Annotated in this window: 13 protein-coding genes, 1 tRNA gene and 1 pseudogene; 10 read left to right on the forward strand and 5 right to left on the reverse strand. The window is 42.1% G+C overall.

Annotated elements, in window-relative coordinates; all coding sequences use genetic code 11:
- Positions 1 to 229: 229 nt before the first annotated feature.
- The 4 genes and pseudogenes from infB to MmiHf6_RS09880 form a co-directional block, all read left to right on the forward strand.
- Positions 230 to 2011, forward strand: coding sequence for a translation initiation factor IF-2 (infB, locus tag MmiHf6_RS09865; RefSeq protein ID WP_316557617.1), 1782 nt, complete (start codon positions 230 to 232; stop codon positions 2009 to 2011).
- Positions 2012 to 2181: 170 nt separating this feature from the next.
- Positions 2182 to 2592 carry a hypothetical protein gene (locus MmiHf6_RS09870; RefSeq protein ID WP_316557618.1) on the forward strand — a complete coding sequence of 137 codons (411 nt, stop codon included), beginning with the start codon at positions 2182 to 2184 and terminating at the stop codon, positions 2590 to 2592.
- Complete coding sequence (locus MmiHf6_RS09875) at positions 2564 to 2974, forward strand: hypothetical protein (RefSeq protein WP_316557619.1); 411 nt, start codon at positions 2564 to 2566, stop codon at positions 2972 to 2974. The genes MmiHf6_RS09870 and MmiHf6_RS09875 overlap by 29 nt, the downstream gene beginning before the upstream one ends.
- A 393-nt stretch (positions 2975 to 3367) precedes the next feature.
- Positions 3368 to 3772 (forward strand): annotated as a pseudogene (locus MmiHf6_RS09880) (30S ribosomal protein S6e); the annotation flags it as partial.
- A gap of 292 nt (positions 3773 to 4064) precedes the next feature.
- On the opposite strand, the gene MmiHf6_RS09885 reads toward MmiHf6_RS09880, so the two are convergent.
- From MmiHf6_RS09885 to MmiHf6_RS09900, 4 genes are all read right to left on the reverse strand, one after another.
- Positions 4065 to 5426: a DUF7121 family protein gene (locus MmiHf6_RS09885; RefSeq protein WP_316557620.1), complete on the reverse strand. Its 1362-nt coding sequence runs from the start codon at positions 5424 to 5426 to the stop codon at positions 4065 to 4067.
- A 9-nt stretch (positions 5427 to 5435) separates the two neighbouring features.
- Positions 5436 to 6023 carry a hypothetical protein gene (locus MmiHf6_RS09890; protein ID WP_316557621.1) on the reverse strand — a complete coding sequence of 196 codons (588 nt, stop codon included), beginning with the start codon at positions 6021 to 6023 and terminating at the stop codon, positions 5436 to 5438.
- 534 nt (positions 6024 to 6557) lie between these two features.
- A complete protein-coding gene (locus tag MmiHf6_RS09895; RefSeq protein ID WP_316557622.1) occupies positions 6558 to 6848 on the reverse strand; it encodes a DUF424 domain-containing protein in 291 nt (96 codons plus the stop codon).
- Positions 6849 to 6955: 107 nt separating this feature from the next.
- The gene (locus MmiHf6_RS09900) at positions 6956 to 9058 is read right to left on the reverse strand and encodes a minichromosome maintenance protein MCM (protein WP_316558673.1); all 2103 of its coding nucleotides are present in this window, start codon (positions 9056 to 9058) and stop codon (positions 6956 to 6958) included.
- 303 nt (positions 9059 to 9361) lie between these two features.
- On the opposite strand from MmiHf6_RS09900, the gene MmiHf6_RS09905 reads away from it, so the two are divergent.
- Positions 9362 to 9444: transfer RNA gene (locus tag MmiHf6_RS09905), tRNA-Ser, on the forward strand.
- A gap of 142 nt (positions 9445 to 9586) precedes the next feature.
- Here MmiHf6_RS09905 and MmiHf6_RS09910 read toward each other — a convergent pair.
- Complete coding sequence (locus MmiHf6_RS09910) at positions 9587 to 9799, reverse strand: hypothetical protein (protein ID WP_316557623.1); 213 nt, start codon at positions 9797 to 9799, stop codon at positions 9587 to 9589.
- 109 nt (positions 9800 to 9908) lie between these two features.
- Here MmiHf6_RS09910 and MmiHf6_RS09915 point away from each other — a divergent pair, with 109 nt between their 5' ends.
- From MmiHf6_RS09915 to MmiHf6_RS09935, 5 genes are all read left to right on the forward strand, one after another.
- Positions 9909 to 10952, forward strand: coding sequence for a transcriptional regulator (locus tag MmiHf6_RS09915; protein ID WP_316557624.1), 1044 nt, complete (start codon positions 9909 to 9911; stop codon positions 10950 to 10952).
- A gap of 213 nt (positions 10953 to 11165) precedes the next feature.
- Entirely contained in the window at positions 11166 to 11777 is a 612-nt protein-coding gene (locus tag MmiHf6_RS09920; RefSeq protein ID WP_316557625.1) for a TetR/AcrR family transcriptional regulator, read from the forward strand.
- A gap of 185 nt (positions 11778 to 11962) precedes the next feature.
- Positions 11963 to 13333 carry an MATE family efflux transporter gene (locus tag MmiHf6_RS09925; RefSeq protein ID WP_316557626.1) on the forward strand — a complete coding sequence of 457 codons (1371 nt, stop codon included), beginning with the start codon at positions 11963 to 11965 and terminating at the stop codon, positions 13331 to 13333.
- 357 nt (positions 13334 to 13690) lie between these two features.
- Positions 13691 to 13849 (forward strand): hypothetical protein, encoded by a 159-nt coding sequence (locus tag MmiHf6_RS09930; RefSeq protein ID WP_316557627.1) that lies wholly within the window; start codon positions 13691 to 13693, stop codon positions 13847 to 13849.
- Between the two features lie 70 nt (positions 13850 to 13919).
- Positions 13920 to 14081, forward strand: a complete 162-nt coding sequence (locus tag MmiHf6_RS09935) for a hypothetical protein (RefSeq protein ID WP_316557628.1) — start codon at positions 13920 to 13922, stop codon at positions 14079 to 14081.
- The last annotated feature ends 73 nt before the right edge of the window (positions 14082 to 14154 follow it).

Below are 14154 nucleotides of genomic sequence, written 5' to 3' on the forward strand. Positions count from 1 at the left end.
GAGATTTTGATTTGAGAGTGACTTTTTTATATCGGTAAACTGTTGCTTTTATTCTATTAAATAAGAGTTCTGCCGCTTCAAACCTTTTTATACTTCGACGGCATTTTTATCTCTATATTTGATTTTTTAATTTTAAGATTATTTCAAAAATAATTCATTTCAAACCAATTCATTTCAATTTCAAATATTATATTCGCCGAAGCGGGGTGTTTCGGCTGAGGTGATTTTTATGGCAGAGGATAAAAATAATTTAAGAACGCCGATCGTTTGCGTTATGGGGCACGTCGACCACGGCAAAACAACGCTTTTGGACCAAATCAGAGGAACGAGAATCGTCAAAGGAGAAGCGGGCGCAATCACACAGCACATCGGCGCAACAGAAGTTCCGATTGACATCATTGTTGAAAAATGCGGTGACAAGCGCCTTGCCGATAAATTCATCGTCCCCGGTCTTCTTTTTATTGACACGCCGGGGCATCACGCTTTTACAACGCTTCGCAGCCGCGGCGGTTCGCTTGCCGATTTGGCAGTTGTCGTCGTTGACATCAATGAAGGATTTAAGCCGCAGACGATTGAAAGTTTAAACATTCTCAAGCGTTTCAAAACGCCTTTCATTGTCGTCACAAACAAAATCGACAGAATCCAGGGCTGGAAAGTCCATCAAGGCGAATCATTTTTATCGACTTACAAAAAACAAACGCCTGAAGTTCAAGCGCTTTTTGAACAGAAATTCTATGATGTCATCGGCAACCTTTACGAACAAGGATTCAGCGCCGACCGATTTGACCGCGTGACCGATTTCCAGAAAACGCTGGGCGTTATTCCGATCAGCGGCATGACCGGCGAAGGCATCCCCGACGTTTTAATGATTCTTCTCGGCTTGGCGCAGCGCTTTTTAGAGTCTTCGCTTCACTATGACATCAACGGTCCCGGCGTCGGAACCGTTTTGGAAGTCAAAGAAGAAAAGGGTCTTGGGACAACGATTGACGTGATCTTATATGACGGAACTTTGAGGAAAGGAGATACGGTTGTCATCGGCTGCCTCGGAGAGCCGATTGTTACAAAAATCCGCGCGCTCTTAAAACCGCGTGAACTCAGTGAAATCCGATACGAAAGCAAATTCCAGCCGATTCCGGAAATCACGGCCGCAGCCGGTGTCAAAATTTCCGCGCCCGACATAGAGAATGCGCTTGCAGGCGCGCCCATCATTTCGACAACACCCGAAACATTGAATGGCGTGATTGAAAGAGTCAAATCCGAAATCGATGATGTTCAGATTCAAACGGATGTCGACGGCGTCATGATTAAAGCGGATACGATCGGCTCTTTGGAAGCGATGGTCCATGAGTTTAAAAAAGCAGATGTTCAAATCCAAAAAGCGGAAGTCGGCGACGTGACGAAGCGCGATGTTATGGAAGCGTCCACAATTAATGATCCGATGCATTCCGTTATTTTGGCGTTCAACGTCAAAGTCAATCCGGACGCGCAGGAATTGCTGGATACAACGCCTGCCGTTAAAGTTTTCAAAAACGATGTGATTTACCGCATTTTAGATGAATATCAGGACTTTGTCAAAGAACAGGAAGAGGAGCTTGAAAAGCTTCGATCGGACACGCTGACCAAACCCGGTCAATTTAAGATCCTGCCGGGATGTGTTTTCAGACAGAGCAAACCGGCCGTCGTCGGCGTCCGCATTTTAGGCGGCGTTGTGAAAAACAACACGGATGTCATGCTTCCGGACGGCAGCGTTGTCGGAACCGTCAAAGGTCTTGAGCTCAACGGCAAAAAAGTTCCCAAAGCGACTGTCGGCATGGAAGTTGCGATGGCGATTGACGGCGTTACAGTCGGCCGCCAAATCAAAGAAGAAGATATTTTGTACGTTCACATTCCTGAAAGCGATTCCAAAGTTTTGGAATTTGAAATTTTTGATACGCTGACGCCGGACGAGCAGGAAACGCTTGACAAATATCTGACGATTCGCAGAAAAGAAAAACCGTTTTGGGGGAAGTAAATTTACTGAATATTTATCGGAATTATCAAATCATTAAATTAAACAATTTAATCAAATTATTAAAATTCAGATGATTTCGATAAATCTTATTTTTATTTTTGTTTTATTTCTCAATTATAAAAAATTAAAAAAGTTATTTTAACAACCGTATCTTATGCAGGTGTATGACATTGACTGTTCCTGAAAATTCTGCGGAGAGTTATCCGGTTATCCTGAAAGGTATGAACGCTGTTCAAGATTTGCTGCGGTATGACTCCGTTTGTGTTTCTAAAAACGGCGATGTTTTTGAAATTTCCGAGTTATCGGCTGATTCCCGCTTAGTTCTTCTTCATCCGTTAGAGTTGACTGTTTATTTTGACGACGGTTTATATATCGTTGAAAATGATGTTTTTGAAATATTTTCCTTTGATAAATCTTTTAAAAACGCTTTGCATGATCTTGAAATTCAATTTTATGATCTTTGGGAAGACTTTGTTTCAGTTGATGAAAGTTGTTTGGCTCCAAGCGGAATCATACTGAAGAAACTTCTTCAAAAATACCTGGGTGAAAAAAATGACACGAAGAACATTCAGTCTTTCTAAAAAAAGCGGTAATCAAAAAACAACTGTCACTTTTCAAAGGAATAAAGCGAAAACCAATTGCGTTTTGAATCCGTTGAAAATTCGAATTTCCGAAGAGGGCGGATCTTTTGAAATGCTTCAATTTTCTTCAAAATCAAAACTGGAATTGTTCAAGCCGCTTCCTATGACGGTTTACTATAATTCAAATCTTTTCACGATTGAAAACCCTCTCTTTGAAGTCTCATCAACTCATAAATCATTTAAAGGCGTATTAGAAGACATGGAACTTCAGATCAGCGCTTTATGGGACGATTTTGTTTTGGCGGAGAACCAACTCACACCCGACGGGCTTCTTCTTCAAAAAAACCTTTTAGCTTATGTCCGCGAAAGAAACGCACAATAAAACCGCGTTTCTCACGAATAACATTTATAAACAATGAAACGTTTTACACCATACACGACGACGGTAATTATATCTCGAGATTTTGTTTCAAAATCGTAAAGGTCTTTAGTATTTGATTTCTTATGAATCGGATTTTATTCCGACCTCATTCTCATTGATTTCGACTATTGCATCCGATTTTTAAACATTCAATTTTAAACTTATTATTTCGCTTGAATACATTTTTTATTTTCGTATTCGAAAGGAACTTTACAAATGAATTAAAGTAATTATTAAAAAATTTCATTAATTTATTAAAAAATTAACATTAATTAACAATTTAAAAAATTAGCATTAATTAACAATTAAAAAAATTAACAATTAAAAATCATTCAATTCAACGGAGTTATTTCAATGGCAATGAAAATGGTCCTCGCAGACCCGAAAACAGGTAAATCTTACAAGATCGAACTTGATGCAGCAAAAGAAAAAGACATGGTCGGAAAAGCAATCGGCATGGAACTCGGCGCAGAAATCGTCGGCCTTTCCGGTTACACATTAAAAATCACAGGCGGTACCGACAAGAGCGGCTTCGTCATGAAAGGCGACCTTCCCGGACCCGCAAAAAGAAAAATCCTCGGCGCATCAGGTGTCGGTTTTTCCCCGAAAATCAACGGTCAGAGAAGAAGAAAGTTCATCCGCGGCAACGAAATTTCCGTTGACACTTCTCAGATCAACGCAAAAATCGTCGGCTACGGCGACAAGAGCATCGAAAAACTTCTCGGTCTTGAACCCGAAGAAGAAGAGCCTGTCGCAGAAGAAGCCGTTTCTGAAGAAGCAGCTGTCGAAGAAGCCGCAGCAGAAGAAACAGAAACACCCGCAGAAGAGTAATTTAACTCTTCTCCATTTTTTGTTTAATTTTTGATTTTATTTGTTTTAAACACCATTTCTCTTAATTTTGTATTCTCAATTTCATTCCTTTAGTTTCTTATTTTCATTTCATTATCCTCATTTTTAAAGAGCTGACGCTGTTTCATATTTATAACTGATAAAAGAAGAAGACGAGAATATAATTCTCGCCTGATTTGTTTTTGATTATTGTTTCAATTGATTATTCTTTATTGAACTCGATATCGCCTTTTTCAATCAAAGCGCCGAGGTCCTCTAAACTGAGGCGGCCGTTTTGCTTCAATTTCTCTTTGGCGTTGGCGTGAACTTTATCGACGCGCTTTTCATCTCTTTCATTTTGGAAGTCTTTCGTTCTGTCCAAATAGATGTCAAGTTCTCTTCTTGTGATGGCAATGTTTTTCTTCAGCGGGTCGATTTTCGCCGTTGTCGGCTTAATGAGCGCATATCTTTCGGTCAGGCGCTTGTGGTAGCCGTCAGCTTCTTTTCTGAGCTCGTCAACCTTTCTGAAAACTTCAATCATTTCAAGATGGTATTTTTGAGATTCTTCGGAAAGCTGTTTGATTTCAACGGAAAGCTCGTCACTTTTGGTGTACATGCCTTTGTTTTCGTTGTAAATCTCCTGGATCTTGCCGTGAAGCTCGTTTGCTTCTTTGGTTGCTTTAACGCGCTCGGTCAAGTCGGTCAGGCGTTCAAAAAGATTCTTTTCGTGATCCAAATTGATGTCGTCTTCAAGGAATTTTCTTAAATTCTCTCTGTAGTTTTTCATCAAAATATCATACGTGCCTTTTGAAACTTTGTTGTATTCATCTCTTTTCGTTTTGAGCTGATTGATTTCATCAGATTTGGATTTTGTTTTTCCCATCTCTTCGCTTCTTTCCGCTTTCAAAACAGCGATTCTTTGATTGACTTCATCTCTCTTGGTGCGGCTTTCCTGAGCTGTTTTGGAAAGTTCTCGGACCTGCGCGTTCAATTCATCTCTTTTGCCTTTTAAATCGTCGCCGTCGACTCTGTGATTTTTCAATTCGCGGAATATGGATTTCAAAGTTTTTTCGTCGCGCTCAAGAGAATTTCTAAGCTGATTGGACTTGTTTTTGACTTCCTGTTCCGTCATATTGGCAACTTCGGCTTTTAAGTCTTCCAAACGCTTTTCAACGGATTCCTTGTCTTCTTTTAAGATTTCCGCTTCCGCTTTTTCTTCGGCAGCGATTTCATCAATGACAGGCGCTTTTTCTTCAGCGGTTTCCGATTCGGCTTCGACCGGCGCTTCTGTTTCAGCTTCGGAAAGGGGCTCGATTTCTGCGGCCGATTCCGTTTCGGAAACCGTTTCAGTTTCTGGAGCAGTTTCCGTCTCGGCAGCTGTTTCTGTTTCAGCAGCAGCTTCGGCTTCGACAGGTGTTTCGGTTTCGACTTCGGCAGGTGTCTCTGTTTCGGCTTCCGCGGTTGTTTCCGGTTCTGCTTCGATGATCATTTCAGCTTCGATTTCGGCAACGGTTTCCGTGATTTCAGTTTCAGCGTTTTCGTTTTCTGCCGGATTTTCCGTATAAGTAGTATTTTCTTCAGTCATTTTAAGCCCTCACTTCATCCCTTTCCAGTATTCTAAGGACTCTTTATGGCTCTCGATTCTTTTGGAAAGCCAGTCCGCTCTTTTGTTTTCAGTGACTTCGCCCTGTTTCTGCTGAAGAGTTTCTTTGTCGGCGGTGACGGTTTCTTTTAATGAATGTTCTTCGGTGTACGCCTGATACGCGGCATCGATTTTTGCCAAAAGAGCCGACTTGTCGCCGCCTTCCGCATTGTTAATGTCCGAGCGCAGCGCATCGTAAACCGCTTTTCTTTCTTCTGCGGTATCTGATGTTTTGTCGGAGTTCAAAGCGGTAATGCCGGCTCCGATTTTCTCGACATCCATCGGCTTGAGATCCAACTTTTTTAATTCTTCTTCCGCTTCATAGCCGGAATGATGTTTCTTTTCATCAAAAACACCTGTTTTTTCTTCGTTTTCTGAAATGCGCTTTTTCAAATCCTCAATTTCCGTATCCAAAGCAGTGGAAGTTGTCGACAGCGCATCGTATTCCGCCTGATATTCCGCAATTAAGCGTTCATGTTTATCAATCACGGCAGAAATGAGTTCATTTCGTTCTAAGATTCTGATTTCTTCAGTTTGCACACTATCACCCGAAAAAGGCAATACTTTGAAAAACAGCCGGGATTATTTCACATCCGGAGACTGTTTTTAAGTTGTATTTTATGAATTATTTTATTAAAAGTTGAATGAATGAAGTTGAATTTGAAAGTTAATTTGAAAGTTAATTTGAAATTTTGAAAGTTAATTTGAAAGTTGAATATTGAAAGTTGAATAATTATGAAATAATTGATTCAAATAATTTGTTGAATTATTTAAAATTTAAATTCTGTTGACATTGGATATGATCTATTATATTTAAATTATTATAAATTTTTCAAAAGCGTTTTCAAAACAATTGAAATGATATAAATTACAAACAAACCGCAAACATAAATGATTAACAGCTTGATATTGTTTTTCTTCAAAAAATGAGTCTTTTGATTTTGAGCCTGTTTTAAATCTTTGATATTTCATTTTAATTTCAAAAATATCATAAAATACAGATTCTCTTTCATTTTTTGAATTAGATTCGATTATGAATTATTTAAATCCTTTGATTCGGTTTCAGGCTCTGTTTTACAGTGTAAAATACAAAGCATGCGGAATTTCATCAAAGTAAATTGCCGAATTCGGATCAACGATCCCGCATTTCACCGCGCAGGCAACCGCTTTTTTGCCGGTCAGATTTGCCGTTGTCGCCTGCATCAGCAACACTTCCAGCATTTCCTCCGTTCCTTCTTCCCCCTGATAAAATGAAGCGTTCACTTTCATTTCACACGCCTCATTTTTGAGCGTTTGGCCGATCAGCTCTTTATCGCAGGCGGCCACCATGAAATGTTTATCGGTTTTGTAAGTTTTAATGTACATGTTTTATTCTCAATTTTTTAAATGAATGATTGAATATTGATTGAATGGTTGATAAATTGAAATTTATTATTTATTCATTCTGCCGCTGTTTATTACGGTTGTTTATTTCAGCGTGAAATCCATTTCAAATGGTCTTTGTCGGGCTCGGCAATATCTCCTTTCTTGCGCATTTTTTCGATGTAAACATCCATTTCATCCGCAACGATTCCCGATTTTTCGGCTTCTGCATAAACTTCTTTGCGCGACGCTTTGTGTCCTTCGCTGCGTTCGGCAATCATTTTAATGATGTCTCTGACGATTTCAATCTTATCGCGCTGAGACTTGCTGATACCTGATGCGATAATATCCGCGTCTAACATTCCCGTTGCGGGATCGATGCCGACATTTTTTAAACATTCCATTGTGATATCGGTCGTTCGGATAGCGTCATCAATCGTCACGCGATTGCTCAGGCGAACGCGGGCACTTGCTTCAGCCAATCGAATCAGCGCTTCAAGCTGACGCGCCGTCACCGGAACAGGCGTGTTTTTGCCTTCGCCCTGTTTTCTGAGACTTGTGTAAAAGTCAACTAAATGCATTCGGGCGTCATCATCCATAATCGGGTACACGTTTCTTCTGGAATAAGCGACATATTTTCGGAGCAAATCGGGATCAATTTCCGGAATGATGTTGATCATCTGCGAATCGATGTATTCCTGCGTGATATCGGAAGAGGAAATGTTGCTTTTGTGCTGCATCAATTCGCCGGTGTAATGTGTCTGAAGAACGTGCTCTGCAATGCGGTTATCCATTTGACTTTCCGGAACGTCCAAAAGCAGGAAAATCAGGTCAAATCGAGACAAAAGCGCCGGCGGCATGTCGATTTGATCCGCTAAACTTTCATAGCGGTTGAATCTGCCGTAAACGGGATTGGCCGCGCCGAGCAGAGCGCATCTGGATTTGAGCGTTGCGATAATGCCCGCTTTTGCAATACTGATGGTTTGCTGTTCCATGGCTTCGTGAAGCGAACTTTTGTCTTCATCGCGCATTTTGTCCATTTCGTCAACGGCCGCAATACCCATGTCGGCCATAACAAGCGCGCCGCCTTCAATCGTCCAGCGCCCGTCGCCGAGATCGTCGCGGACCGCGGCAGCCGTGAGACCGCTTGCAGATGAACTTTTGCCGGATGCGAAAACGCCGCGCGGAGATAGTTTGACAATGTATCTCAAAAGCTGAGATTTGGCAACACCGGGGTCGCCGACAAGAATGATATGAATGTCGCCTCTTGTTCGCGTTCCGTCGGGAAACTGCTTGACAACGCCTGAGAAAAGCTGGTACATCAGCGCGCGTTTAACGTGCTCGTTGCCGTAAATCGTCGGGGCGATGGATGAAACGATTTTATCGTAAATGCCCGGGTCGCGGCTGAGTTCTAAAATTTCTTCTTCTTCTTCGGCAGTGATGTCGATCTCATCGTATTCCTGGTCCAGATGCTCAATGGAATTGGCGTCCAAAACCAAGTCATAAAATGTTGATTTCCCTTCGCGGAGCGCGCGCGGAACGGAGCGCAGAATACCGTTGATGATCACGCGGTCGCCCGGAGAAATCATACCGGTCAAGTCGTCGTTGAAATTGATTTCAATGCTTTGCGGATTGGAGCCGCCTTTCAGGCTGTCGGGCGATTCTTGGACCTGTCCTTTTTGAGAATCGATAAAATCGGATTGCTCGATGACGAGTTTGAACGGTCCGCGTTTGCCGCAGTTTTCATTTTCACAGCCGGAATAAGGTTCGTCGAGTTTGTTTCCGGGCTGTTCGACGTAAGTGATCGTGTCGCAGCGCAGACATTTATACGCCGCTTTCGTAATGCGCGGGCGGACTTCCGTTGCGCGTCGAATCATTCCTTCGATTGCGATGAATTTTGAAAGATGCTTGCTTCTCAAATCGCGAATCGGAATGCGGTTCGGGATATTAATGACGCGGACGTGTGCATTTTCCAAGTTTTTCGAAGTCGGTAAATCCATGTCTTTGAGCGCGAATTCCAATGAAAGAATCACCGACTCGGGATCTTCCATTAAATCGCGGGCGATGTCACGGTCAAAAACTTCCAGCTTGTCGTAATTGACAGTCAAGCTGCGCTTATCGGGATAACTGTTCGCAAGCTCCAAAACGTCGTCCTGATGATAGCGTTTCAGGAAGTCCTTCAATTTTTTATTCCATTTTTCGTCAACGACCATGATGTCACCGAATTTTAAATTAATAACAGCAAATTTGGAAAGAAGTAAATGTTTCAATCCTATGATAAACCTTTTTAAATTTTCAAATTTCAGATGAAAATTTTAAAATAAAAATCAACGGTGTAACGGGTGAAAGTATTCGATGAAAGTATTTGATAATTGATTTATTTTTGATAAATTTTGACAGTGTTTATCAGTTATGTCGATTTTTATCAAACTTAAAAGTATTTATATGAAAAATGGTATTACTCAAAACATTGAGTTGCTCTCTTTGAGTTCTCAATAATTTTCAATCTTTTTCATGCCCGGTTAGTCTAGTGGTAAGGCGGTGGTCTCGAAAACCACTTCTTCTTCGAAGAGCGCAAGTTCAAATCCTGCATCGGGCGCTATTTTTATTTTAGTTTTGTTTTGATTATCTTTGATTCCGTTTTTATCAAAATGAGTAAAATTCGTCTCCCCTTTTGTTTGTTTTATAAAATTGGTGCAATTCGCGCGCGGCGCAGCTGGAAAAATCGCGTAAGCGATTTTTCATAAACACCTCCCTCCAACTGCAAACAGAAACCTCCCTCCAACTGCAAACAGAAACCTCCCTCCAACTGCAAACAGAAACCTCCCTCCAACTGCAAACAAACACCTCCCTCCCGCTGCAAACAGAAACCTCCTCCCACTGCAAACAAACACCTCCCTCCCGCTGCAAACAGGCGAAGCCTGAAAAATTGCGAAGCGATTTTTTACAAACACCGCCCTCCCCCCGCCCATGAAATTTTGTGAGAGGCCGACCGAAGGTCGGTCACGAACAAAATTTTTTGACAACTCTTATATAGACCCGCATTCATATTTTGAGGATAGAATGTCTCGAGATATCCTTGCCGACCAAACAATCGAAGTGCTTCGGCATGCCGGATTTTTGGTCTCCGACAAATGTGACATCCGCCCCCGCAGTTTTGATATTGCTGCCCGGCGAGGCGATACCTTACTTTTATGCAAAATTCTTCTCAATCTCGACGGCTTAACAGAAGAAACCGCAAACGAAATGCATGTTCTTTCAGAAATCCTCGGCGGAACGCCGCTTGTCATCGGCGAAAAAACCCGCGACCAATTGCTTGAAGACAATGTCATTTACACGCGCTACAAAATAACAGCCGTCAACATTCAGACATTTTACGATTATTTCATCGAAGGCATTCCGCCGATGGTTACCGCTTCTCCAGGCGGCCTTTACGTCCCGATTGACGGCACCGCGCTCAAAGAAGCAAGAATTGAAAACAATTTATCTCTCGGATCGCTTGCCGGAATCGTCGGCGTTTCCCGCCGAACCATCAGCAAATATGAAGAAGAAGGAATGCATGCTTCCATTGATACGGTTTTGATGCTTGAAGATCTGCTTCAAATCGAACTTGCGCAGCCGATCGACATCTTGAATCCGATTTTAACAAATCCGCAGAAACAAACACCCGACCCGACTGCTCCCGCAAAAGTCGGCGGCACAATTCAAGGCATCGGAACGATTCACGATTCCGCCGGCAATCTCGAAAACAAAGCAGGCAAACCGGAAACAGCGGCTGAAGCCGAAATGCTGACTTACGTCTCAACCCTCGGATTCGATGTCAAAGAAACCGCGCACGCGCCTTTCCGAGCCGTTTCCAAAGACAAAAACTCTGTCATCCTAACAGGCGTGAGCAAGTACAACGCGTCAACGCTGAAGCGCGCGCGCCTGATGAGCAGCATCTCCGATGTGTTTCAAACAGAATCCGTTTTTTTGATCAACGGCAATTCCAAAGTCAAATCCGTTGAAAGCACCGCTTTTATTGAAAAGAAAGAACTCGTCAGAATGAGCGGCCCCGAAGATTTGATTGAAACGATTGAAGAGCGGAAAGTGCCGGAAAAGAAGTGATTTTTTAATAACTTTTTAATTTAACTTTCACTCATTTTTATTTTTCATTTTTTTTTTGTTTTTGTTTTTTATTTTTCATTTTTCATTTCTTTCAACATCGTTTATGATTTTTTTGAATTTTTGTTTTTATTATTGTTTAATTTCGCTTTGACGAAAATTATTTATAATTACGTAAATTTATAACAGTGTTATATTTCTGAATTCGGTGATCTGATGCCTGAAAGAACTCAAACAGCCATATTAAATGCCGGTAAAAACGAATTTCTTTCAAAAGGATATTCGGGCGCAAGCATGAGAAATATTGCAGCGGCCGCGGGAGTTACAACCGGCGCCGTTTACGGATATTATTCCGACAAAAACGCATTATTTGCCGCATTGGTTGAACCGGCTTCCGAAAAATTTACAGAGCGGTTCAAAGAAGCGCTTTACAGTTTTTCGGTACTGCCTGCAAAACGGCAAATCGGAGAAATGGGAACTTACAGCGGCGATGCTTTAAAAGAACTGCTGAATCATATTTATGAAAATTTTGATGAATTTTATCTGATTATTTGCTGCAGCGAAGGATCGAATTATGAAAATTACGTTCGAAAATTCGTTGAAGCGGAAATCGAAGCAACTCTTGAATTTATGGAAGTGATGAAGCAAAACGGTCATGAAATCACTTCGTTAAGCATGAATATGATCCAAATTCTTTCAGCTTCATTTTTCTCGGAAATCTTTGAAACCGTTGTTCGCCGCATGGACAAAGAAGAAGCCGACATTTATGTCGATCAGCTGCTTCTGTTTCATGCCGCCGGATGGAAAACATTGTTCAAAATGGATTGATTTTCCCCCAAAATGTTATCAAAAAATGTTATCAAAAAATGTTATCAAAAAATGTTATCAAAAAAACGTTGCCTTGTTATCATCAGCTTTCAGTCTCGGGTGCGATTATTGTATTCATTGTAATTTGTATTGATTCGTACTGCAATCAATAATCAACAATAATCAAACTTAAAGAGATGTATTCTATGAGTGATGTCAGAAATGAATTACTGACGCAAAATCCGTGGAAACTCATGATAAAATTGAGTTTGCCCGCGATTTTGGGCCAGTTTGTTGTCGGCTTTTATGCCTTTATTGACTCTATTTTTGTCGGACAGATGGTCGGCGTTGACGCGATGAGCGCCGTTTCAGCCGCCTCTCCGTTCGTCTTGATCAACAACGGAATTGCCGTTTTGATCGGAATCGGTTCCGGCTCGATTTTGGCGCGGGCAATCGGATCAAAAGATCAGGAAACCGTGAACAAAATCATGGGGAATTTAGTTGTCCTGTCTTTGCTTTTATCCGCTTTGTCGATGTTAGTCGTCATCCCGTTAGCGCCTTGGCTTTTAGGCTTGACGGGCGCCGAAGGAGCCGTTCTTGAAATGGGCGTTTCCTATCTGCGGACCGTGTTTTTAGGCTCCGTTTTTGTGAACTTTATGCAAAGCGCAAACATGATTATGCGCGCGGAAGGCCGCATGAACACCGCTATGCTGATTATGGCAAGCGGCGCCATTTTAAACATCATCTTGGACCCGCTTTTTATCATCATGATGCCTGACAAAGGACCGCAGGCCGTTGCAATTGCGACCGTTGTCGCTCAATTCTTCCAAGCCGCCGTCACGCTGTATTACTTCCTGAAAGTCAGCCCGATCGTGAAATTCAACGGCATCAAACTTGCGCCCAAACTGATTCCGCAAATCTTTTCGGTCGGCTCAAGCGCGATGCTTATGCAAGTGATGATGATTGTTCAAATGACTGTTCTCTACCACACGGCTGTCAAATACGGCGGACCTGACCAGATCGCGCTCATGGGCGCCGCGCAGCGCATATTGCAGCTGACATTTGTTCCGCTTTGGGGAATGAGCCAGGCCATGCAGCCCGCTGTCGGAACGAATTACGGCGCCAAGAATTATGACCGCGTTAAAAAATTGACAACCGTTTTCATACTCGGATCAACGATTCTTGCAACCGCTTTCTTTATTCTGATTCAGATGTTTCCGGGCTTCTTATTGTCCGCTTTCATCACAGACCCTGCAATTGTCGCGTCGGGAATCAGTAATTTCCGCCTGATGTATGCCATCTTCCCGACTTACGGTTTGCTGATTATGACAATCACTTATTTCCAGTCGCTTGGAAAAGGAAAAGAAGCAGGACTCATAGTTATGCTTCGTCAGGTTTTTTTGATCGTTCCGCTGATTCTCATTCTGCCGTATTTCATGGGATTGACAGGCGTTTGGGCAGCCTTGCCCGTTAACGATGCGATCATTTTGATTTTGGCAGTTGCTTTGATGATCAAAGAATTCAGACTGCTGGACCGGAAGAAAGCGGCGGAGGCGTCAGAGGCTGCAGCTGTTTGAAGAAAGCAAATTAAGAATTGAAAGAATTGGAAGAATTGAAAAAAAGGTCTTCATAATTCCTAATTCATAATTTTTCAATTCTTTTTTCTTTTTTGTTTTTTGTTTTTTGTTTTTTGTTTTATTTCCAATTTTGAAACCCAAACATCCAATTTTCATAAATCGGTGAACCTGAACGCCCGATAAAACCCTAAAAAATGTTTAATCGTTGGATAAAAGACGGCGTTCCGTTTTTGAATTATTTTGATGAAAGGCGATGTTTCAATAAAAATAAAAATGAATGAAACTCCAAAAGCCGCCCCCGCAAGTTGAGATTCCCGTAGCGAAGCGAAGGGAATCGAGACTTGGCGGATTCTTCCCATGCGAAACGAAAAACTAAAAATGTTCTGCTTTTTCAGCTGCATTTGGCTCTGGCAAGGCACTTTCTTGCAACTGTCTTTTCTGGTTGCTGCTACTGAGACGTTTTGTGTTTCGGCTGCGGGTCCGGTTTGCGTTTCCGCGTGCATCTGCTCATTTTAATCGTAAATCCGTTGGCATTAAATTTTGCTCGGCTTCGCCTCGCAAAATTTCAGGTTGCAATGGGAGGGAGATGTTTGTTTGCAGCGGGAGGGAGGTTTCCGTTTTCCACGGGCGGTCAGGTTTCTGTTTTCCACTGCCGATCAGGTTTGCGTTGCCGCTGCTGCCGGCAGACTTCCGCCCGGCAGGCAGCTGCCCGCCGCCGCGCGCGAGCCGCACAAATTTTAAAAAATAATCAAAAAGAGAATCGCATTTTAAAAAACAAAAATGAACGGACAGTTTATATTGAAAAAAATAAAAAATGAAAA

It is taken from the genome of Methanimicrococcus hongohii, assembly GCF_032594095.1.
Lineage (GTDB): Archaea > Halobacteriota > Methanosarcinia > Methanosarcinales > Methanosarcinaceae > Methanimicrococcus > Methanimicrococcus hongohii.